Origin of the sequence: Blastococcus sp. HT6-30 (assembly GCF_039729015.1) — a bacterium.
In the GTDB taxonomy this organism is placed as follows: domain Bacteria; phylum Actinomycetota; class Actinomycetes; order Mycobacteriales; family Geodermatophilaceae; genus Blastococcus.
On the sequence record NZ_CP155792.1, the window covers coordinates 63363 to 84626 of the forward strand.

At 76.5% G+C, this 21264-nt stretch carries 17 protein-coding genes and 2 riboswitches; of the genes, 9 read left to right on the forward strand and 8 right to left on the reverse strand.

Annotated features, from left to right (window positions below):
- Positions 1-19 precede the first annotated feature (19 nt).
- From ABC795_RS00300 to ABC795_RS00320, 5 genes are all read left to right on the forward strand, one after another.
- Complete coding sequence (locus tag ABC795_RS00300) at positions 20-1303, forward strand: competence/damage-inducible protein A (protein ID WP_347058783.1); 1284 nt, start codon at positions 20-22, stop codon at positions 1301-1303.
- A 238-nt stretch (positions 1304-1541) separates the two neighbouring features.
- Positions 1542-3653, forward strand: a complete 2112-nt coding sequence (locus ABC795_RS00305) for an EAL domain-containing protein (RefSeq protein WP_347058784.1) — start codon at positions 1542-1544, stop codon at positions 3651-3653.
- A gap of 113 nt (positions 3654-3766) precedes the next feature.
- Complete coding sequence (locus tag ABC795_RS00310; protein ID WP_347058785.1) at positions 3767-4468, forward strand: NYN domain-containing protein; 702 nt, start codon at positions 3767-3769, stop codon at positions 4466-4468.
- A 73-nt stretch (positions 4469-4541) separates the two neighbouring features.
- The gene (locus ABC795_RS00315) at positions 4542-6239 is read left to right on the forward strand and encodes an ABC transporter (RefSeq protein WP_347058786.1); all 1698 of its coding nucleotides are present in this window, start codon (positions 4542-4544) and stop codon (positions 6237-6239) included.
- Positions 6236-7849: a GTPase gene (locus ABC795_RS00320; RefSeq protein WP_347058787.1), complete on the forward strand. Its 1614-nt coding sequence runs from the start codon at positions 6236-6238 to the stop codon at positions 7847-7849. The genes ABC795_RS00315 and ABC795_RS00320 overlap by 4 nt, the downstream gene beginning before the upstream one ends.
- A 70-nt stretch (positions 7850-7919) precedes the next feature.
- Here ABC795_RS00320 and ABC795_RS00325 read toward each other — a convergent pair whose 3' ends face one another.
- Positions 7920-8429 (reverse strand): ATP-binding protein, encoded by a 510-nt coding sequence (locus ABC795_RS00325; protein ID WP_347058788.1) that lies wholly within the window; start codon positions 8427-8429, stop codon positions 7920-7922.
- A 127-nt stretch (positions 8430-8556) separates the two neighbouring features.
- On the opposite strand from ABC795_RS00325, the gene ABC795_RS00330 reads away from it, so the two are divergent.
- Positions 8557-9246 carry a GAF and ANTAR domain-containing protein gene (locus ABC795_RS00330; RefSeq protein ID WP_347058789.1) on the forward strand — a complete coding sequence of 230 codons (690 nt, stop codon included), beginning with the start codon at positions 8557-8559 and terminating at the stop codon, positions 9244-9246.
- Here the strand turns inward: ABC795_RS00330 and ABC795_RS00335 are convergent.
- Positions 9243-10190 carry a nucleoside hydrolase gene (locus ABC795_RS00335; protein WP_347058790.1) on the reverse strand — a complete coding sequence of 316 codons (948 nt, stop codon included), beginning with the start codon at positions 10188-10190 and terminating at the stop codon, positions 9243-9245. The two genes, ABC795_RS00330 and ABC795_RS00335, sit on opposite strands and share 4 nt — an antisense overlap.
- Positions 10191-12352: 2162 nt before the next feature.
- Here ABC795_RS00335 and ABC795_RS00340 point away from each other — a divergent pair.
- Positions 12353-14899, forward strand: a complete 2547-nt coding sequence (locus ABC795_RS00340) for a SpoIIE family protein phosphatase (RefSeq protein ID WP_347058791.1) — start codon at positions 12353-12355, stop codon at positions 14897-14899.
- A gap of 22 nt (positions 14900-14921) precedes the next feature.
- Here ABC795_RS00340 and ABC795_RS00345 read toward each other — a convergent pair whose 3' ends face one another.
- From ABC795_RS00345 to ABC795_RS00370, 6 genes are all read right to left on the reverse strand, one after another.
- The gene (locus tag ABC795_RS00345; protein WP_347058792.1) at positions 14922-15344 is read right to left on the reverse strand and encodes an ATP-binding protein; all 423 of its coding nucleotides are present in this window, start codon (positions 15342-15344) and stop codon (positions 14922-14924) included.
- 352 nt (positions 15345-15696) lie between these two features.
- Positions 15697-16323 carry a thiamine phosphate synthase gene (locus ABC795_RS00350; RefSeq protein ID WP_347058793.1) on the reverse strand — a complete coding sequence of 209 codons (627 nt, stop codon included), beginning with the start codon at positions 16321-16323 and terminating at the stop codon, positions 15697-15699.
- The gene (locus ABC795_RS00355) at positions 16320-17147 is read right to left on the reverse strand and encodes a thiazole synthase (RefSeq protein WP_347058794.1); all 828 of its coding nucleotides are present in this window, start codon (positions 17145-17147) and stop codon (positions 16320-16322) included. Before ABC795_RS00355 ends, ABC795_RS00350 begins: the two co-directional genes overlap by 4 nt.
- A 1-nt stretch (position 17148) precedes the next feature.
- Complete coding sequence (thiS, locus tag ABC795_RS00360) at positions 17149-17349, reverse strand: sulfur carrier protein ThiS (RefSeq protein WP_347058795.1); 201 nt, start codon at positions 17347-17349, stop codon at positions 17149-17151.
- Entirely contained in the window at positions 17340-18479 is a 1140-nt protein-coding gene (gene thiO, locus ABC795_RS00365) for a glycine oxidase ThiO (RefSeq protein ID WP_347058796.1), read from the reverse strand. Before thiO ends, thiS begins: the two co-directional genes overlap by 10 nt.
- A complete protein-coding gene (locus ABC795_RS00370; protein ID WP_347058797.1) occupies positions 18476-19792 on the reverse strand; it encodes a cytosine permease in 1317 nt (438 codons plus the stop codon). Before ABC795_RS00370 ends, thiO begins: the two co-directional genes overlap by 4 nt.
- Positions 19782-19894: riboswitch (TPP riboswitch) on the reverse strand. It overlaps the preceding gene by 11 nt.
- A 31-nt stretch (positions 19895-19925) precedes the next feature.
- Between ABC795_RS00370 and ABC795_RS00375 the strand changes: the two genes are divergently transcribed.
- Both ABC795_RS00375 and ABC795_RS00380 read left to right on the forward strand, forming a co-directional pair.
- Positions 19926-20537, forward strand: a complete 612-nt coding sequence (locus tag ABC795_RS00375) for a TenA family transcriptional regulator (RefSeq protein ID WP_347058798.1) — start codon at positions 19926-19928, stop codon at positions 20535-20537.
- Positions 20534-21169, forward strand: a complete 636-nt coding sequence (locus tag ABC795_RS00380) for a TenA family protein (protein ID WP_347058800.1) — start codon at positions 20534-20536, stop codon at positions 21167-21169. The genes ABC795_RS00375 and ABC795_RS00380 overlap by 4 nt, the downstream gene beginning before the upstream one ends.
- A riboswitch (TPP riboswitch) is annotated at positions 21162-21258 on the forward strand. (Overlaps the previous gene by 8 nt.)
- Positions 21259-21264 lie beyond the last annotated feature (6 nt).

The window sequence follows — 21264 nt, forward strand, 5'->3', positions numbered from 1 at the left end:
GCGCGCCTAGGGTCGGGCCGTGGTCATCCGAGCGGGAATCGTCGTCACCGGGACCGAGGTCCTCACCGGGCGGGTCGCCGACCGGAACGGTCCCTGGCTGGCCGAGCAGCTGCGCCGGATCGGCGTCGACGTCGGTCACGTGGTGGTGGTCGGTGACCGGCCGGAGGACCTCGAGGCCGCCCTGTCGTTCCTGACCGGCACCGGGGCCGACCTGGTCATCACCACCGGCGGGCTCGGCCCGACCGCTGACGATCTGACCGCGCAGGTCGTGGGCGGGTTCCAGGGCCGACCGGCGGCCCTCGACCGCGGGCTGGAGCAGCGGATCGGGCAGATCGTCGAGCGGCTGATGGCGCGCCGCGGCTGGCGGTCGGATCCGGAGTCGACCGCGGCCGGCATCGCCAAGCAGGCGATGGTCCCCGACGGCGCCACGGTGCTCGAGCCGGTCGGCACGGCGCCGGGCCTGGTCGTGCCCCCCGCCGCGGGCCGCACCGGCCCGCCCGTGGTGGTGCTCCCCGGCCCGCCGGGGGAGCTGCGCGGGATGTGGGCGGCAGCGCTCGCCGCGGAGCCCACCCGCGCGGCGCTGTCCGGCGCCACGGAGCTGCGGCAGGAGACCCTCCGGCTGTGGGGCACCCTCGAGGCGCAGCTGGCCGCGACCCTGCGCGACCTCGAGCCCGAGCTCGCGGGCCTGGAGATCACCACCTGCCTGCGCGAGGGGGAGCTGGAGATCGTCACGCGCTTCCCCGCCCCGGCCCAGGCGGCCTACGACCGGTTCGCCGCCGTCCTCGGCGAGCGGTACGCCGGCACCCTCTTCTCCACCGGGCCGACGCTCGACGAGCTCGTCACCGGAGCGCTGACCGACCGGGGGCTGACGGTGGCCACCGCCGAGTCCTGCACCGGCGGCCTGCTGGCGGCCCGGCTCACCGAGCGTCCGGGCGCGTCGGCCGCCGTGCTGGGCGGGGTGGTGGCGTACGCCGACGGCGCCAAGGAGCAGCTGCTCGGCGTTCCGGCCGCGGCGCTGGCCGAGCACGGCGCGGTGAGCCCTCCGGTGGCCCGCGCGCTGGCCGCGGGCGCCCGCACCCGGTTCGGCGCGGACATCGGCGTGGGCATCACCGGCGTGGCGGGCCCGGGCGGGGGCACCGCGGCCAAGCCGGTGGGCACCGTGCACCTGTGCGTGCTCGGTCCCGACGGCGAGCGGACGCGGTCGCTGGCCCTGCCCGGCTCCCGGTCGGCGATCCGGGACCGGTCCGTCACGATGGCGATGCACCTGGTGCGCGAGCTCCTGCTCGGGGGTCCGCCGGCCTGACCGCGAGCGGGGACGCACCGCCGATCACGCCGCCCACCTGGCCGGGGACGCCGGGGCCGTCGTCGGAGGCCGGCCGGGCGCGCGGACGGCGCCCGCGATCGGGGGTCGTCCCGCGCTGAGGCCGGCCCCGGGCTATTACTCTCGGGGACGGCTCACGTGCTGCCCGTTCCGACGGCGAGGCGGTCCGTGCCCAGGTCCGTGCGCGGACGCAGACCACCACCGGACGAGAGCGGGCAGCGTGCAACCAGGTGACGACCGGCCCCCCGAGGACCGGCCCGACCCGTTGAACGGCGTGCCCGACGCGGTCTACCGCCTGGACGCGCAGGGGCGTTTCGCCTACCTCAACGAGGCCGCCGAGCGCCTCCTCGGGCACCGCGCCGACCAGCTCATCGGCCGGGACGCCCGTGATGCCTTCCCGGGGCTGCGCGACTCGGTGGCCGAGGAGCAGTACCGCCAGGTGCTCGACGACGGCCGGTCACGGGAGTTCCAGTTCTTCTACGAGCCGCGGTCCCGGTGGTACGAGGTCCGGATCTTCCCCGACCACGCTGGGGCGGCCGTACTCTTCCGCGACGTCGATTCCCGCCACCGGCGCGACCTGAGGCGCGACGCGCAGGTGCGCCAGCTGACCGCGGTCCTCCAGGCGCTGCCCTCCCCCACCGTCCTGGTCGACCGCAACGGCCGGATCCTCTCGACGAACGCGGCCTGGGTCCGCGCCGGTGAGAACCTGCCCGACGTCGTCCTGCCGGGCCGCGCCGGCGAGGACTACCTGATGGTGATGTCCCGAGGCCTGGAGCCGGAGATGCACGCCGGCCTGGCCGCCGGTCTGCGCGCGCTGCTGGCCGGGGACGACGCCGCCGACGGCGACACGTTCCGGTGGGACTACTCCTGCACGACCCGCCAGGGCATCAGCTGGTTCCAGCTCCAGGCCACCCGGGTGGACGACGAAGGGCGGGTGGTGGTCACCCACACCGACATCACCGACCAGGTGCGGGCGCGCGACGAGCTGGTCTGGCAGGTCCGGCACGACGACCTCACCGGGCTGCCCAACCGGTCCCGGCTGCTCGAACTCACCGGGATGGCGCTCGCCGCCGACCACCGGGCGGGCGTGGCCCTGCTGGTGCTGGACCTCGACGGCTTCAAGACCATCAACGACTCGCTCGGGCACCAGATCGGCGACGAACTGCTGCGCCTGGTGGGCGGCCGGTTGTCCGAGCAGGTCCGCCCCGGGGACGCCGTCGCCCGGCTGGGGGCCGACCAGTTCGTGGTGCTCGCCCACGGGTGCGACGCGTCCGAGGCCGCGGCGCTGGCGTTCCGGTTGCAGACGGCGTTCGCCCGCCCCTTCGCCGTCCGGGAGATCACCGTGCCGCTCAGCGCCAGCATCGGCGTGGCGGTCGCCCGCCCCGAGGTGCGCGACGCCCACCACCTGCTCAGCGACGCCGACGCGGCGATGTTCGCGGCCAAGAGCTCCGGCCGGGACCGCGTGCACCTGTTCTCCCCCGCCCTGCGGGAGGCGGCCCGGTGGCGGCTGGAGGTCGCCACCCGGCTGCGCGGGGAGGCCATCGACCAGCTCGTCGTGCACTACCAGCCCGTCGTCCGGCTGGACACCGGGGAGATCGACGGTGTGGAGGCGCTGGTGCGCTGGCAGCACCCGGAGCGCGGCCTGCTCTCCCCGGACACCTTCCTGTCCGTGGCCGAGGAGACCGGCCAGATCATCCCGATCACCCGGTGGTTGCTGCGGGAGACCACCCGGAAGGCGGCCGAGTGGGCCGCCCAGGGCCTGCGCCTGCGGATGTCGGTCAACGTCAGCGCCCGGCACTTCTCCGCCGAGACGCTGGTGCGTGACGTGCGGGTGGCGCTCCAGCAGTCCGGCCTGCCCGCCGACCAGCTGGTCCTCGAGCTCACCGAGACCAGCGTCGCGGAGGACCCCACGCGGGCCGAGGACCAGCTGTCGGTGCTGCGGGGCTTCGGCGTCCGCGTGGCCATCGACGACTTCGGCACCGGCTGGTCGTCGCTGGCGCAGCTGTTCGCCCTGCCCATCGGCACCCTCAAGATCGACCGCTCGCTGCTGGCCGCGGCCGAGCGGGTGGCCGCCGGGGAGACCGGCGCGGTGCTCGCGGCGATCGTCGGGCTCACCCGCACCCTGGGCATCCGCTCGGTGGCGGAGGGGGTCGAGACCCCGGAGCACCTCCGGATGGTCCGCGAGGCCGGGTGCGACCTCGCCCAGGGCTGGCTGCTGGGCCACCCGATGCCCGCCGACCGGCTGCCGGGCTGGGTCCGCGAGGTCCAGCAGGCCGGAGGAGACCTGTGCGCCCTCGCGATGGCCGGTCACGCCGTTCCGGCACCCGGGTGAACCTCCGCCGTCCCGGCCGGCGTGCGACCTCTCCCGCCGGCCCGCCGCGGCCGGTCGCCGCGCCCGCACCGCCCGCGGGGACGCCGGATGCCGGCGCCGGGCAGACTGTCCCCGTGCTGGACACTTCCGAGGCCACCGCCGGGATCGGCGAGGAGTCGGCGCGGGCCGCCGACGACGGTCGGCCGCGTCCCCCGCTCGACCTGCTGATCTGGGACGCCCCGAACATCGACATGACGCTGTCGACGGTCATCGGTGCACGGCCGACGGCGGCCTCGCGTCCGCGCTTCGACGCGATCGCGGCCTGGTTCGTCGAGGGGGCCGGCGACCCGTCCGCACCCGACTCGTCCGACGTCGAGGCGTGCGTCTTCGCCAACATCCCGCCGCAGCCGGGCTCGCTGCAGCGCTGGGTCGAGGCGCTGCGGGGCTTCGGCTACTCGGTGTTCGCCCGGCCCAAGTCGCAGCCCGACGACGACATCGACCAGGCCATGCTCGACCACATCGCCGTCCGGCAGCACAGCCACCGGCTGCGGCGGCTGGTGGTCTTCTCCGGCGACGGCCGCAACTTCGCCGAGCCCCTGGAGGAGCTCGCCCGGCAGGGCACCCAGGTCGTCGTCGTCGCCTTCAGCGAGGTGGCCGGCTACGCGATCGGCTCGGACCTGCTGGAGTTCATCGACATCGAGGACGTCCCCGGCGCCTTCGTCGAGCCGCTGGACCGGGTCCGTCTCGACGCCCTGCCGCCGAACGGTGCATGGCTGCGGCCCACCCGCAGCCTGCGCGACTTCGTCGCCGGGTTCACGGCCCGCCGCAACGGCTGACCGTCGGGCCGGCCACCCGGCGGTGCAGGAAACCGGCGGGTAGCGGGCGGTGTCCCGGGGCAGAGGAGCAGACGTGACCACGTCCCCGCCCCGTCTGCCCGAGGCCCTCACGGTGCTCCGCGAGCTGCTGGCCGCCGCACCCCTCGGGCTGGCGACGCCGGGGCGCGACGACGCGGCAAGGGTCGCGCGGGGCGTCGCCGACCAGGTCGATGACTACCTGCTGCCGCGCCTGCTCGACCTGGACGCGCCGCTGCTCACGGTCATCGGTGGATCCACCGGCGCCGGCAAGTCCACGCTGGTCAACAGCCTGGTCGGTGCACCGGTCACGACCGCCGGGGTGCTCCGCCCGACGACGCGGGCCCCGGTGCTGGTCTGCGCCCGGGCCGACGCCGGCAGCTTCTCCGGCGACCGCGTCCTCCCCGGCCTGGCGCGGGTCACCGGCGGCGACGGCGGGCCCGGCACGGTGCAGCTGGTCGTCCGCGACGACGTCCCGACCGGCCTCGCGCTGCTCGACGCGCCGGACGTCGACTCGGTGGTGACCTCCAACCGCGACCTCGCCGGGCAGCTGCTGGCCGCCGCGGACCTGTGGGTCTTCGTCACGACCGCGGCCCGCTACGCCGACGCGGTGCCCTGGGACCTGCTGCGCACCGCCGAGGAACGGGGGACGGCGCTCGCCGTCGTCCTGGACCGGGTGCCGCCGGAGGCGGCCGCGGAGATCTCGGCGGACCTCACGGCCATGCTCGACCGGTCCGGGCTGGCCGCCGCCCGGCTGTTCGTGATCGAGGAGCGCCCGCTCGCCGACGGCCGGCTACCCGAGGACCAGGTGGCCCCGCTGCGGAACTGGCTGCACGGCCTGGCCGCCGACCAGGAGCAGCGGGCGGCCGTGGTCCGCCAGACGCTCGGTGGGGCGCTGGACAGCCTGCAGGAGCGCACCGCCGCGGTCGCCGCGGCGGTGGAGGAGCAGCTCGCCGTCGCCGGTGCCCTGCACGACGCCGCGGCGGCCGCGTACGACGCGGCGCGCGACGGGATCGACCAGGGCGTCCGCAGCGGCAGCCTGCTCCGCGGAGAGGTGCTGGCCCGCTGGCAGGAGTTCGTCGGCACCGGGGAGTGGATGCGCACCCTGCAGAGCCGCGTCGGCCGGGTGCGCGACCGCGTCGCCGCCGCGCTGACCGGGCGTCCGGCGCCGGCCGAGAGCCTGCAGGGCGCGCTGGAGAGCAGCGTGGAGCAGCTCCTGCGGGCCGAGGCCGACCGGGCCGCGGAGCGGACCGTCACGGCCTGGCGGGCGCTGCCCGCGGGTCCGGCGCTGCTGGCGGGGCAGGAGCGGGAGCTGGCCGGCGTCTCCCCGGACTTCACCGAGGCCGCCGCGGCGCAGGTGCGCGACTGGCAGGGCACGGTGCTGGACCTGGTGCGCAGCGAGGGCGCCGACAAGCGCTCGCGGGCCCGGCTGCTGTCCTGGGGCGTCAGCGGAACGGGCGCGGTGGTGATGGTGGCGGTCTTCGCCCAGACCGGGGGTCTGCTCGGCGGTGAGGTCGCGGTGGCCGGCGGGACGACGGCGGTGGGGCAGCGGGTGCTGGAGGCCGTGTTCGGCGATGCCGCGGTCCGGGCGCTGGCCGAGCGGGCACGGGCCGACCTGGACGAGCGGGCCGAGGCGCTGCTGCGGTACGAGCAGGACCGCTTCGACGGTCGGGTGGACGCGGTGGCGCCGGCTCCGTCCGCGGTCGACGACCTGCGTGCGGCCGCCCGGGCCCTGGCCGAGGCGCGCCGGGCATGAGAGCAGGGGAGAAGTCGCTGGCCGATCGGCTGGCGGCGCTGCGGGAGGCCGTCGAGCTCGCCGACGGGCGGCTGGAGGTGCCGGAGGTCGCCCAGGCCCGGGCCGTGCTCGCCAAGGCCGGCGCCCGCGAGGCGCTGGGCGACGCCACGGTGGTGGCGCTGGCGGGCGCCACCGGAAGCGGGAAGTCCACCCTGTTCAACGCGCTCTCGGGCAGCGAGGTCAGCACACCGGGCGTGCGGCGCCCGACCACGGGCGTCGCGCACGCCACCGTCTGGGGCCGGCCCGACGACGGCACCGACCGGCTGCTCGACTGGCTGGAGGTGCCCCGGCGGCACCGGCGGGAGCCGGAGCCGGCCCTGGACGGGCTGGTGCTGCTCGACCTCCCCGACCACGACAGCGTGCGCGTCGAGCACCGGCTGGAGGTGGACCGGCTGGTCGGGCTGGTCGACGTCCTGGTCTGGGTGCTGGACCCGCAGAAGTACGCCGACGCCGCCGTGCACGAGCGCTACCTGGCGCCGCTGGCCGGCCACGCCGGGGTGCTGCTGGTCGTGCTGAACCAGGTGGACCGGCTCGAGGCGGCGGCCGCCCGCGCCTGCCTGGCCGACCTGCGGGGCCTGCTCGACCGGGAGGGCCTGGCCGCCACCCCCCTTCTGGCGGTCTCCGGGCGCACCGGGGCCGGGCTCGCCGAGCTGCGCGGGGAGCTCGCCCGCCGGGTGGGTGCGCGCCGCGCGGCGGGCGAGCGGCTGCTGGCCGACGTGCGCAGCAGCGCCGCGGGCCTGGCGGCGCACTGCCCGGAGGTCACGACGGGCGGCGGCCGGCGGTGGGGCCGATCGGCCGGCGGCTCCTCCACCGGTGGGCTCGCCGACGACCTCACCGATGCCCTGGCCGACGCGGCCGGGGTGCCCACGGTGACCGCCGCCGTCGAGCGCTCGACCCGGCGGGAGGGCTCCGGGCGCACCGGCTGGCCGCTGCTCCGCTGGACGCGCAAGCTGCGCGCCGACCCGCTGACCCGGCTGCACCTGGGCGACGAGCGGGCCCGCACGTCGCTGCCGGCGGCCGGTGCCGTGGAACGGGCCCGGATGGCGACCGCGGTCCGCGAGGCGCGGGACGCCGTCGGCGACGGGCTGGCACCGGCCTGGCGGGACGAGCTGCGGCGCACGGCCGAGGTGTCCGAGGACCGGCTCGCCGATGCGCTGGACCGGGCGGTCGGGGGAACCGAGCTCGGCCCCGACCGGGTGCCCCTCTGGCAGCGGGCGGCCGCGGGGTTGCAGTGGCTGCTGGTCGCGACCGCGCTGGTCGGCGCGCTCTGGCTGCTGGCCCTCGTCGCGCTGGGCTTCTTCCAGCTCGACGAGATCGTGCCGCTGCCCCGGGTGGAGGGGCTGCCGCTGCCCACCCTCCTGCTCGGCGGGGGGCTCCTGGCCGGGCTGCTCCTGGCGCTGGTGTGCCGTCCGCTCGTGGCGTTGCGCGCGCGCCGTCGTGCCCGGACGGCCGACCGGCGGTTGCGCGCGGCCGTCCGCGGGGTGGCGGAGGAGGAGCTGCTGGCCCCCATGGCCGAGGTGCGCGCCGATGCCGGCCGGTTCTGCACCGCGGTGGCCGCCGCGGCCCGGTGACGCGCTGGATCGGCCCTCCTGCAGGGCCCCGCCGCGAGCCTGCGAGCGGTGGGGGGCAGGGGGTCCTTGCTCAGTCCCGGGGCACGCCGGGCGAGCGCTGCTCGGGTAGCCGGTCGCGCAGCGGCTCGACCACCTCCCGGCCGGTGGGCAGCAGCGCCCAGACGTGCTTGCGGCCGGGTCGCTCCTCCCAGCCGTAGGCGGTGGAGAGCTGGGCGACGAGGTGGAGCCCCATGCCGCCGAGTGCGGGATCGCGGTCCACGGCGGGGACCGGCGGGCGGTCGGGGGCCTCGTCGCTGAGATCGAGCAGCCAGCCGGCCGGGCCGGCCACCACCAGGGCCCGCACGTCCCCGCCCCCGTGCCGGAGGGCGTTGGAGGCCAGCTCCTCGAAGACGAGGAGCAGCCCGTCGCGCGCGTCCTCCGTCGACGCCGAGGAGACCGACGGGTGGGCGATCCGCGCGCGCAGGTCGGTGCGCACCCGGGAGACCACCTGCATGGCCTCCAGCTGCCAGTGCCAGACGTCGCCGGGGACGGACGGCACGGGGGCGCTCGGCCACGCGTCGTGCGCCAGCTCGTCGGCCATCGCTTCCTCTCGCGTCTGCTCCGCAGGCGGCGCGGGGACGGGGATCCGGTCGCACCATCCTGACCGATGCCGACCCGGTGCGCGAAGGGGGGCGACCGGTGAGTTGCCCACCGGGCACACTGTCCGCGTGGAAGACGCCCTGCGAGAGCTCAGCCTGGTCAGTCTCGGTGGCCGTGAGCTCGCCGACGTGCTCACGGAGATCGCCGCGATCGCGGCCCGCGTGATCCCGGGTGCCGAAGCGGTGTCGACCACCCTCGTCCGGGACGAGGCCGGCTTCACCGCCGCCCACTGCGGCGCGATGGCGCTGGAGGCCGACGAGCTGCAGTACGCGGAGGGCAGCGGTCCCTGCCTCGACGCCGGCCGCGGGGGAGTCGTCCTCCGCATCGACGACACGCACGTCGAGGAACGCTGGCCGGCCTACATCGCCCGCGTCCGCACGACGGCGGTGCGCAGCTCGCTGTCGGTACCGCTGCCCTACCAGGGCACGAGCATCGGGGCGCTGAACGCCTACTCGACCGAGGTGGCGGCGTTCGCGTCGCCGGACTCGCTGGCCGCAGGGCTGGGCGCGGCGGAGATGATCGCGGTGGCGGTCGCCAACGCCGACGCGCACGCCCGGCTGGCCGACGACGCCCGCAACATGCGCATCGCCATGGAGTCGCGCGCCGTCATCGAGCAGGCCAAGGGGGTGCTGATGGCGCAGCAGCAGATCGATGCGGAGCAGGCGTTCGAGGTCCTCCGGCAGGCCTCCCAGCGGTACAACCGCAAGCTGCGGGACATCGCCGCAGGGATCGTCGACGGGGTCGTGCGGCGGGCCTAGCCGAAGTCCAGGCGGGCCAGCCGGGAGACGAGGAACTCCACGGCGGCGTCGCTGTCCACGGTCTCCGCCACTTGCACGGCGGCGGTGGACGTGCCGACCGACCGCCGGTCGACCAGCGTCTGGCCGCGGCCAGCACCCAGCGTGGTGTCGACGACGACGTCGCGCCGCACCGTGCCGAGGCTGCCCGGGGCGATCGCCTCGGTGAGGGCCAGCGCGTCGTGCACGACGACGCCGGCCGTTCCGTAGGCGTTCCGGGCGTGGTCGACGTACTGCTGCAGGATCGCTGCGGCCTGCCGCCCGACGGGACCTGCCGCGGCGAAGCGGGCAATGCCCTCCTCCGTGAGGACCGTGGGCAGGGTGACGTCGAGCCCCACCATCACCGTGGGCAGCGCGGAGGTGAAGACCGCCTGCGCCGCCTCCGGGTCGGACCAGATGTTGAACTCCGCCGCCGCGGTGACGTTGCCGCCCCGGCCGGCGGACCCGCCCATGACCACCAGCCGTCCGATGCGCCCGGCCGCCTCCGGGTGGACGGCGAGCAGCAGCGCGATGTTGGTGAGCGGGCCGATGGCGGCCACGGTCACCGGCTGCGGGGAGGCCAGCAGCAGCTCGGCGAGGGCCGTCACGGCCGGGCGCGGGTCCACCGCCGCCGGGGACGGCGCCAGCTCCACGCCCCCGAGCCCTGCGGTTCCGTGCACGTGCCCGGCCCGCTCCGGCTGCGGGTGGACGAGCGAGGCCCGCGCCCCGGCGGCGACCGGCACGTCCGAACGGCCGGCCAGGTGCAGCACCCGCAGCGCGTTCTCGGTGACCTGCGCCAGCTCGACGTTGCCGTGCACCGTGGTCACCAGCCGCAGGTCCACCTCGGGGCTGGCCAGCGCCAGCAGGATGGCGAGGGCGTCGTCGATGCCCGGATCGGTGTCGATCACCAGCGGGATGCGGTCGGTCACCGCGGCATCCTCCCAGTCGGCTCCGCGGACGCGTCCCGGCCCTGGGTGGCCCGGTCGGGGCCGTTCCACCAGGAGGCCCGCGCCAGGGGGTGGAGGAGCGCGCGCCCGATCGGGGAAGGCGCCCGACACGCGGGCGCGCCGCGGCGGGTCCCGGGACGACCGAGCCCTCCGAAAGCCGTTTTCGCGCTCGGCGAGCACCGTCAAGTCGACAAGATCATGCGCGGGAGAACGGGTCACCGGCCGTTCGGGAATGGCTCGGCAACGGTTCGGTCACGCGCATTCGGAGGGCTGCCCCAGAAGCGCTTGCCGGACGTTTCCGGTCCCTACCTTTCTCCATGTCCGCGGCACCTTCCCCTGCTGCGGACACGACTTCGGGAGGCGACATGAGCAGCAGCCAGCGGGCCGGCCGGTCGGCCTCGGCGGCCGTTCGCGCCGACCTGCCCGGCCGCGAGCCGGCCAGCACGCTGGCGGTCCTCATCGACGTCCTCGACCGGGCCGACGACGCCCGTCCGCGCCAGCACCCCCGTCCGGCCACCCACCGCACGGCCACCCGCCCCGTGCCGCTGCGATCGGTGCAGCCGGCTCCACCGGCCCGTGCTCCGCGCGTGCCCGCCCCGCTCACCCCGCGCGTGTTCGTCGTTCCCGAGCACGTCCGCCAGCCGCTGGGCGGGCTGCGCGGGATCACCCGCCGGATGGCGATGTGGGGTGCGGGAGAGCAGGGCGAGAACCTGGCCTGGCGCACTCCCGCGCACCCGGGTCCCGTGCCGGGCCGCCGCCGCGCCGCGGTGCGCGCGTTCGGCCGCCGGATGGCCCTGTGGGGCGCCGGCGAGCGCGGCGAGCACCTCGCCTGGGGCGGTGCCGCCCGGCCGGCGCCGCGCGACGTCGACCCACCCGTGGTGCTGCGCGAGCTGCCCAGCACCCCCTCGATCCAGCCCGTGGCGCCTTCCCCCGCCGCGGCGCTCCTTTCCGCGGGACCGGCCTCCTCGCCGGCATCGCGAACCGGTACGGCCGCATCTGACGCGACCGGCCGTCCCCCTCACCCGGGTGCCACGGAACCCTCGGCAGGGTCGCAGCCACGCGTCGGCTCGCCTCGACCGCGGGAGCGGGCGTCCTCGGGTCGGTACGGGGCGCGGCCCACGCCGCCGTCCTTCCCGGTCCGCATCTCCGGCCGGTCGGGCCGCACCTCCCGGGTACCGGCACCGAGAACCCCCGGGGGGTCGGGTGGAGCCGGTGCACGGGGCGACCCGTCCGGGTGTCCGGTCCGGGGTTCGCCCCTCCCCCCGCGACGAGCCCGGCCCGCGGACGACGCCGATCCCGGCCCGTCCACCGAGCGGGCACCCCCGTCGCACACCCGCCCGGCGCCGCCCGCGCCGAGCTGATCCGCGCAGCGCGACCACGGCAGCCAGCCGCGGAACGCCGTCTTCCGCTCTCCTGTCGAGCACGCCGGAACCGGCCGCCCTCTTCCCCGGGTGGCGCGGATCGTCGACTCGGTCCTGCGAGCACGTCCCCCCTCGGCCGACCTCGGCCGCACCTGGCCCACCTCCGACGGTGCCCCTCCGGGCGCCGCGGACCGCTCCGCTCGTCCTACCCGGCCTCGTTCCCCCGCACGGCTCCTGCACCGCAGGACGCGCGCGGACCCTCCAGGGAGGCCCGGATGACTGGCGGCGTGGACCGCGGACCCGGAACCGTCCCGCGAGGTGGACGACAGGCCTCCTGCCGGTGCCCGCTGGCGCGATCCCCCCGCGACCACCGGGTCTCTGACCGGCCGGTGCCTACCCGGTTGCGGCGCGGCGCGCCACCGGCCTGCGGCCGGAAGGGGTGTCGACGTCTCCGGGCCGACGTCCGACGTCCAGGTACCGGCGCTCCGGGGCAGCGTGGGACGACGTCCCCGGGAACCGTGCGCACGTGCCGGTGGACGGGACCTCCCGTCCGCTCTCCCGCCGGACGGCGGGCGCCCGCCGGAGCGGGCCGGACCGCCCGGCGGTCCGGTTCCCGGCCGGGCGCCCGCCCCGGCTCCCGGGCACCGCCCCCGGCCCCCTCCCTCCGTTTCGCGCCCGTGATGCGCACGGTCGGCGGCGGGTGTGAAAGCCTCTACCTCGCCGCGTACCGGAGCAACCGTGCCGTCGGCCACCCCGCGGACCGCCTGTGGAGGCAAGCCCCCCGTGACCGCCGCCGAGCTCCCCGACGGGCCGGCCCCTTCGGGCGCCCACGACGGTGCGGCGTCCGGCTCCGAGGACGGCGCCGAGCTGGTGCGCCGGCTGGCCGGGGAGGCCCTCGGCGACCGCAGCCTCCAGCGCCTGACCGACCTGGCCACCCGGCTGCTGGAGTGCGACTCCGCACAGGTCTCCCTCGTCGGCGACGTGCAGACCGCGGTGGCCGGGACCGGGCTGCCGCCGGGCGGCATCGGGGCCCGGCTGCCGCTGGCCGAGTCGCTGTGCGCCGTCGCCGTCGCCGCCGACGCGCCCGTCGTCGTGCCGGACGCCGCCCGGGACCAGCGGGTGTCCGACCGGGCCCCGGTCCGCAGCGGGGAGGTCGGGGCATACCTCGGCATCCCGCTGCGCGTGACCGGCCGGCCGATCGGTGCGCTGTGCGTGTACGAGTCCCGGCCGCGGCGCTGGACCGACCGGGACGTCGCCCTGCTCCGCCAGCTCGCCGACTCCGTGGGCACCGAGCTGCAGCTCATGGCGCTCACTGCCGAGTACGAGGCCCACCGGCTGCGCTTCGAGCTGGCCATCGACGCCGCGGGCATCGGCAGCTTCGACTGGAACCTGGAGACCGGGCGGCTGCTGTGGGACGACCGGATGCTCGCCCTGTTCGGCTACGAGCGGGCGAACTTCCAGGAGACGATCGAGTCGTTCGCGGCGCGCCTGCACCCCGACGACCGCGAGCGGACGTTGGAGGCCCTGCAGACCGCCGTCGAGACGGTCGGCGAGTACGACGCCGAGTTCCGCGTCGTGCTGCCGGCCGGGCAGACCCGCTGGGTGCGTGGCCGGGGCCGGGCGGTCGCCGACGACAGCGGGGCCGCGGCGCGGCTGCTCGGGGCCGGCTACGACACCACGCCACAGCGGCAGGAGGACGTCCGCATCGCCCGCCTCCTGGAGGCGATGAAGGCGTCGTTCTTCTCCCTGGACCGGGAGTGGCGCTTCACCTACGTGAACGCCGAGGCCGAGCGGGTGCTGGGCGCCTCCCGCGAGGAGCTGCTCGGGGGCGTCGTCTGGGAGCTCTTCCCGGCCGCCGTGGGCAGCGACTTCGAACGGCAGTACCGGGCGGCCGTGGCCAGCGGTGACGAGCGGCTGTTCGAGGCCTACTACCCGCCGCCGCTGGACGCGTGGTTCGAGGTGCGCGCCTGGCCCACGCCCGACGGGCTGTCGGTGTCCTTCCTCGACGTGAGCGAACGCCGTGCGGCCGGGGAGCAGGCCCGCCGCAGCGCCTCCCGCCTCGGCCTGGTCGCGCACGCCACGACGGCGATGGCCGCCTCGCTCGACAGCCGGGAGAACGAGAAGGCCGCGCTGCAGCGGGTCGCCGGGCTGCTCATCCCGGAGCTCGGGGACTGGGTCATCATCAGCCTCGTCGACGCCGACGGGCGGATGCGCGACGTCGCCAGCTGGCACCGCGACGCGGAACGCCGGGACGTGGTGGCCGCGTACGCGGCCACCCGGCTGGCGGCCCTGCAGCCGGACGCGCCCGTCCTGCGGGCGCTGGCCTCCGGTCAGTCGCTCGTCGTTCCCGACGTCGGCGCGGCCGTCGGCCGGACGCTGCCGCCCGGCCCGGTGAGCGATGCCTTCTCGGCCCTGGCCCCGCGATCGGCGATGACGCTGCCCATGACGGCCCGCGGCCGGACGCTCGGTGCGCTCAGCGTCTACCGCTCGCCGGACCGGCCGGTGCCCGACGACGAGGACGTCGCGACGGCGCGGGACATCGCCGGGCGGGTCGCGCTGGCGCTGGACAACGCCCGGCTCTACGAGCAGCAGCGGCGGCTGGCCGAGGGGTTGCAGCGCAGCCTGCTCACCGCGCCGCCGCAGCCGGACCACTCCGAGATCGTGGTGCGCTACCTCCCGGCGATGGCCGTCGCCGAGGTCGGCGGTGACTGGTACGACGCCTTCGTGCAGCCGTCGGGCGCCACGATGCTGGTCATCGGCGACGTCGTCGGCCACGACACCGAGGCGGCCGCGGCCATGGGGCAGCTGCGCGGGATGCTGCGGGGCATCGGCTACCGCGACAGCATCGGCCCGGCCGCCGTGCTGGCCGAGCTCGACGCCGCCGTCCAGGGCCTGGGCATGGGCACGCTGGCGACCGCCGCGATCGTGCGGATCCAGCAGACCGCCGAGGAGCGTGCCGCGGGCGTGACCCGGTTGCGCTGGTCGAACGCCGGGCACCCGCCGCCGCTCGTGCTCCGGCCCGACGGCCGGATGGAGGAGCTGGCCGGGGAGCGGGCCGAGCTCATGCTCGGGGTGGACGCCGGCGCTCGGCGGACCGAGACGGTGGTGACCGTGCCGCGGGGGACGACGGTGCTGCTCTACACCGACGGGCTGGTGGAGGGACGCGACCTCTCGCTCGACGAGGGCACGGCCCGGCTCAGGGCGGCGCTGGGGGAACTGGCCGACCGGCCGCTGCCCGAGCTGTGCGACGCGGTGATCGAGCGCTTGCGACCCGAGGGGCTGCAGGACGACGTCGCGCTCGTGGCCATCCGGCTGCACCCCCAGGACTGAGCGGGTCAGCACGGCGCGAGGCTCAGCCGGCGAGCAGCGCCCAGACGTGCTTGGCGCCGCCGTCGACGTACCAGCCGTGCTGGGGCGCGAGTTCGGCGATGAGGTACAGGCCCAGGCCACCGAGGCTGGGATCGCGGCCGACCGCCGGCGTGGGCGGCGTCTGCGCCGCCTGGTCGGAGACCTCGACGAGGTAGGCCCTCCCGGTGCGGCGGACCGCTGCGCGCACGCCCCCGCCGCCGTGCCGCAGCGCGTTGGAAGCCATCTCGTCGAGCGCGAGCACCAGCCGGTCGAGGAGGTCGTCGGCGTCGGCTCCGTCCACGCGCGCCCGCACCTGCGCGCGGACGGCGGGGAGCTCGGCGACGTCCCGCAGCTGCCAGGAGAGCACCGGATCAGCGGGCGGCGGGAACGCCGACGGCCAGCTGGTGCCGGCCGCCTGCCCTGTCACGTGTGTGCCCCTCGGTCCCGGGCCGACGCGATGCCCGTGCCGACCGAACAATCTCCTATCGGCCTCCGCGAGGCGGATCAAACCCGAAGTCGCCCACATCACACCGACGAGGGAGATCAGCCGACGAACACCGGTGACCAGTACCCGGTCAGGTCGACGCCGGCGAGCACCCACGCGCGCCGTGAGGAGTGCCGGACCGCCAGGTCGCGGGCCACGACGCGGCCGGGGGTGTGGTCGGTGGACGGTCGGTCTCTGCTTCCCCCTGTAAGCAGAGACCGACCGTTCGGCGGGCTTCTCCCGAGCACCCTCGGGTCAGACGCGCTGACGGCCCGCGGCGGAGGACCACAGCGCATCAGGATCCCGCATTCCCGGCGCCGAGGCGGTCCCCTGCTGGGTACGTGGCTCCCGCGAGCGCAGCGAGGTGGTCGGCCACGACGGCGGGCTCCCGCATGGCCGCTCCCATGACGGCGACGCCGTGCGCGCCGGCAGCCAGGCAGCCGGGGACGTGCTCCGGTCGCACGCCGCCCAGGGCGAGCACCGGCGGCGCCGCCGGGACCAGTGCGGCCAGCCCGTCCAGTCCGAGCGCCGGGCCGTAACCGGGCTTGGACGACGTGGGGAAGATCGGGGAGAGGGAGACCCAGTCACAGCCCTCGGCTGCGGCCCCGGCCAGTTCGGCCACCGAGTGGCAGGAGCGCCCCACCAGCGGAGGGCGCACCGCCGGGAACGGGTCGTCGGCCGACAGGTGCACCGCCGTGCCTGCCGGCGCCCCGGCCGCGCCGCCCCACACCAGCAGGCCGCCCACCGGGTCGAGCACCGCGCGCAGCTCCCCGGTCAGGGCGCGCCGATCCCCGAGCGACAGGTCCTTGTCCCGCAGCAGCACCGCCCGCGCGCCGGCGGCCACGGCTGCGGCCACCACGTCCGGCAACGGCCGGGACGCCTGCGTCCGGTCGGTCACGACGAGCAGCCGGGGAACCGTCACAGCCCGGGCAGACCCTCGAACGACGTCGAGGCCTCGGCGTGCCAGCGGCGCGGGATGCGACCCGCGAGCTTCGCCGAGCGGCCGCCCTCGACCGCCTGGCGCATCGCCAGCGCCATGCGCTCGGGATCGCGGGCGCGGGTGACGGCCGAGGCCAGCAGCACCGCGTCACAGCCGAGCTCCATGGCCAGCGCGGCGTCGGAGGCGGTGCCGATGCCGGCGTCGAGGACCACCGGTACGGCGACCGCCTCGCGCAGGAGGGCGATGTTGTGCGGGTTGCGGATCCCCAGACCGCTGCCGATCGGGGAGCCCAGCGGCATGACCGCGGCACAGCCGGCGTCGGCGAGGCGGCGACCGAGCACCGGGTCGTCGGTGGTGTAGGCGAGCACGGTGAACCCCTCGGCGACCAGCTGCTCGGCGGCGTCGAGCAGCTCGACGGCATCGGGGAGCAGCGTGCGGTCGTCGCCGATCACCTCGAGCTTCACCCAGGGGGTGCCGAACGCCTCGCGGGCCAGCCGGGCGGTGCGCACGGCTTCCCTGGCGGTCCGGCAGCCGGCGGTGTTGGGCAGCAGCTGGACCCCGGCACGCTCCAGGACCTGCATCATCGAGCCGGACGCCGAAGCCTCCACCCGGCGCAGCGCCACGGTGACCAGCTGGGTGCCCGACGCGCGCACCGCGGCCTCGAGGGCCTCCAGGCTGGGTACCCCGCCGGTGCCGAGAAGCAGCCGCGAGCGGAAGGTCTGCCCGCCCAGCAGGAACGGGTCGGCCGTCTCCTCCCGCGCCAGCGCGGACGCCAGGCCCTCGGTGTGCACGTCGTCGGTCGTCATCTCACCCTCCTGCGGTCGGGGCCAGCACCTCGACGGCGTCGCCGGGGGCCAGCGGGGTCTGCGCCCAGCTGCTGCGCGGGACGACGTCGCCGTTGCGGGCCACGGCGATCCGGTCGTGCCCGCCGGCGCGGGCGGCCACCAGGTCGGCCACGGTCGCGCCGTCGGCCAGCTCAGCCGGATCGCCGTTGACGGTCACCTGCATCCTCGAACCTCCCCTGACGAGCCGACGGCGAAGCGGTCGGCGGTGAACGACGCGGCCACCTCGGGCAGCGCGCCGGTGGCAAGCAGCTCGGCGATCGCCTCCGCGGTGACCGGGGTGAGCAGCACGCCGTTGCGGTGGTGGCCGGTGGCCAGCACCAGGCCGGGCAGCCGCGACGGCCCGAGCAGCGGCGCGTTGTCCGGCGTGCCCGGGCGCCAGCGGGCCAGCGTCTCGGCGAGCTCCAGCTCCTCCACCTCGGGAACGACCTCGATCGCGTCGTGCAGCAGGTCGTGCACGCCGCCGGCGGTCACCCGGGCGTCGAAGCCACGGTCCTCCACGGTGGCGCCGACGACCAGCCGGTCCGCGCCGTAGGGGACGAGGTAGACGTGCCGGCCGCGGACCAGCGCGCGCACCGTGCCCTCGAGCAGCCCGCCCGCGCCGGCCAACCGCAGGATCTGCCCCTTCACCGGTCGTACCGGCAGCGGCGGCACGCTGGGCAGCCCGCCGCTGTGCGCGCCGAGCGCGAGCACCACCCGGTCACCCGGCACCGTGGTCCCGTCCTCGAGCCGCAACCCTCTGGCCCGGCCGCCGGCCACGGCGACGTCGGCCACCCGCCCGCGCACGACCGCGACGCCCGCGGTCTCTGCGGCGGCCAGCAGCGCGGCGTGCACGGCACGGCCGTCCACGGAGTGGTCGCCCAGGACCAGGAGCCCACCGCGCACCCGGGTGGCCAGCGCCGGTTCCCGGCGGCGGGCCTCGCGCGGGGTCAGCCGCTCGACGGCCAGGCCGAGCTCGCGCTGGAAGGCGTGCAGTGCGTCGAGCTCGCGCACGTCGTCCTCGTCGAAGCCGACCACCAGCGTGCCGGCGGTGCGCAGACCCACCGTCCGGCCGGAGGCCGCCTCCAGCTCAGCGGCGAAGGCGGGCCAGCGCTGCAGCGAGGCCGTGCCCAGCCCCAGCAGCGCCTCCTCGCGGTAGCCCGCCTCGGTCACCGGCGCGAGCATCCCGGCCGCGGCGGCCGAGGCACCGGTTCCCGGGGCGTCGTCGACGACGGTCACCGACAGCCCGCGCAGCGCCGAGCGCCAGGCCACCGCCATTCCGACGAGCCCCCCGCCCGCGACGGCGACGTCGGTCACCGGCGCCGGCCCGCGAGCACCAGCGGCAGCGTCAGGGCGACGGCCACGGCCAGACCCACCAGCGACGCCGACCAGCCGTTGCCCGCATCGATGCCCAGGTCGGCCTGCCGCGCGCTCCACCACGCCGTCCAGCCCGAGCCCGGACCGGGGAAGTACGTGGGCAGCGTGAGCTGGTAGGCGACGAAGCCGGCGAGCCACGGCAGCAGGTACAGCGGCCGGGCCGGCGCGGTGTCGGAGGTGTCCCAGCCGCCGCGCGGGGTGAGCCAGTAGGCCACCAGCAGCACGCCGGCGAGCGGCACGAACACCGCGCCGATGAGGAAGAGGAACGGCTCGTAGGCGACCACGTCGAGGCTGAGCGCGAGCAGCGTCGCGACGCCGCCGACGGCCACCGCCAGCACTCGCCGGTCGAGCCGGCCGACGACGTTCTGCGCAGACACCGCGGTCGAATAGACGTTGGCGAAGGCTTCGTCGAGCTCCACGGTGACCAGCACCAGCACCGCCAGCGCGCCGAGCGGCACGGCCAGCAGCGCGTCGATCACGTCGAGCCCGCCGCTGCCGTAGGCGGCCAGCGCCAGCACGCCGAGGGTGAACATGGCGACCGTGGCGAGCCCGTAACCCACGCCCGCGCCCACGCCGGCGGCCCGGGTGCTGCGCGCGTGGCGGGTGTAGTCGGCGGCCAGCGGCAGCCACGAGACCGGCAGCGCGATGACGACGTCGGCCGCCGTCCAGAACGACGTCGCCCCGCCGCCCTCGAGCGGGGGCAGCGGCTCGGCCAGCACCTGCACGAACAGGTAGACCACGGCGGCCAGCGCGGCCCAGACCGCGTAGCGGGCCAGGACGCGGACGACGCCGAGCGGCCGCAGCGCCATCGCGGTCGCGAGCACCCCCGCGGCGAGGACGAACGGCCAGCGGGGTGCATCGAGCACCCGCGACGCGGCCTCGGCGATGATGACGATCTCGAACGTCGCCCAGCCGATGCACTGGACGAGGTTGAACGCGGTCGGCAGCCAGGACGTGCGCCGGCCGAGCAGGCCGCGCAGCAGCACCATCCCCGGTACGCGTTCCCGCGCACCCGCTGCCGCGACCAGTCCCAGCAGGACCGATCCGATGACCGCGCCGACGACGATCGCGGCGAGGGTCACCGACAGCGGCCGGCCCGGCAGCACGACGAAGACCGCCGCCACCGGCAGCAGCAGGCTGACGCCGAGGTTGGCCCAGAGGCCGACCGTGTCCCGGAGGCCGAGCGTGGGTGGTGGCGCCTCGCCGAGGGTGAGGGGTGCATCAGGGGTACGGACGTGGTCCGACGTGCTCATGGTCGCTCCCTACGCCGGCATTACCCGGTCAGGTTCCAGCGGTCGGCGACGTGTCCAGTCGCCCTCTCAGCCCGGTCGACCCGAGCTCCCGCACATGGCGTCGTCACCATACGCACGTCGTAGGTTGGCCGGCATGCCGGTTACCGACCTGCTCGCCCGCCACGCCGACGCCTGGCGCGGAGCCACCCGCCATCCCTTCCTCGGCGCCGTCCGGGACGGCACCGTGCCCGCCGCCGCGTTCGACACCTGGCTGGTGCAGGACGCGCACTTCGTCGCGGACCTCCTGCGCTTCCAGGCGCGGCTGCTGGCACGCGCCCCACGCGCCGCGCAGCCGGTGCTGGCCGCGGGGTGCGTCGCGCTGGTCGAGGAGCTGGCCTGGTTCGAGGAGCAGGCCGCCGTGCGGGGGCTGGACCTCGGCGGGCCGCGGCTGCCGGCCACCGAGGCCTATGCGCGGCTGTTGGAGCGGTTGGACGGCGCCGACGTCGCGACCGCGCTGACCGCGCTGTGGACGATCGAGCGGACGTACCTGGACGCATGGTCCTCGGCGCTGCCCGGCGCGCCGGCCTACCGCGCGTTCGTCGAGCACTGGACGGTTCCCGGCTTCGCCGCGTACGTCGCGCTGCTCCAGGAGGCGGCCGATGCGGCCGTCCACGCGGCGGTCGCCGACGCGGCGTCCGTCGACGCGGTCTTCCTCGAGGTGGTCGACGCGGAGACGGCGTTCTGGCCGACGGCGCTGCCCGCATGACGCTCTCCGCCGCGCTGTGGGCCGGCAGCGCCGACCTCGCGCGGGCCGCCCTGGCGCACCCGTTCGTGACGGGGATCGCCGACGGGTCGCTGCCCCGCGAGCGCTTCGCCGGATACGTCGCCCAGGACGCGTTCTTCCTCGAGGCGTTCGCCCGCGGCTACGCCCTCGGGGTGGCGCACAGCCGCGACCGGGGCACGCTGGAGACGTTCGCCGACCTGCTGGCCGGCGTCCGGGACGAGCTGCGGCTGCACGACGGCTACGCCGCCCGGTGGGGCATCGACCTGGCCGACGTGGAGCCCGCGCCGGCGACGCTGGCCTACACCGAGTTCCTGCTGGCCACCGCCGCGCTGGGCGGTGCCGGGCAGACGTGCGCGGCGATGACGCCGTGCATGCGGCTGTACGCGCACCTCGGTCAGGCGCTGGCTCCACGGGCGACCGGGCCCTACCGGGAGTGGGTGGACACCTACGCCGACCCCGGGTTCGACCAGCTCGCCGCGACGCTGGAGGCGCTGCTCGACCGGACCGCCGCGGACACCCCGGAGGTGCGACGGGCGTACCGCCGGGCGATGCGGCTGGAGTTGGACTTCTTCGACGCCGCTGCCCGGAGGTGGGGTACCGTCGCTGCCGAGTGACACGGGGTGTCCGCCGTCGCGCGGGCTGAGACCACACCCGTCGAACCTGACCAGGTCATGCTGGCGAAGGGATGTCACGGCGTGGATGCCGCTGC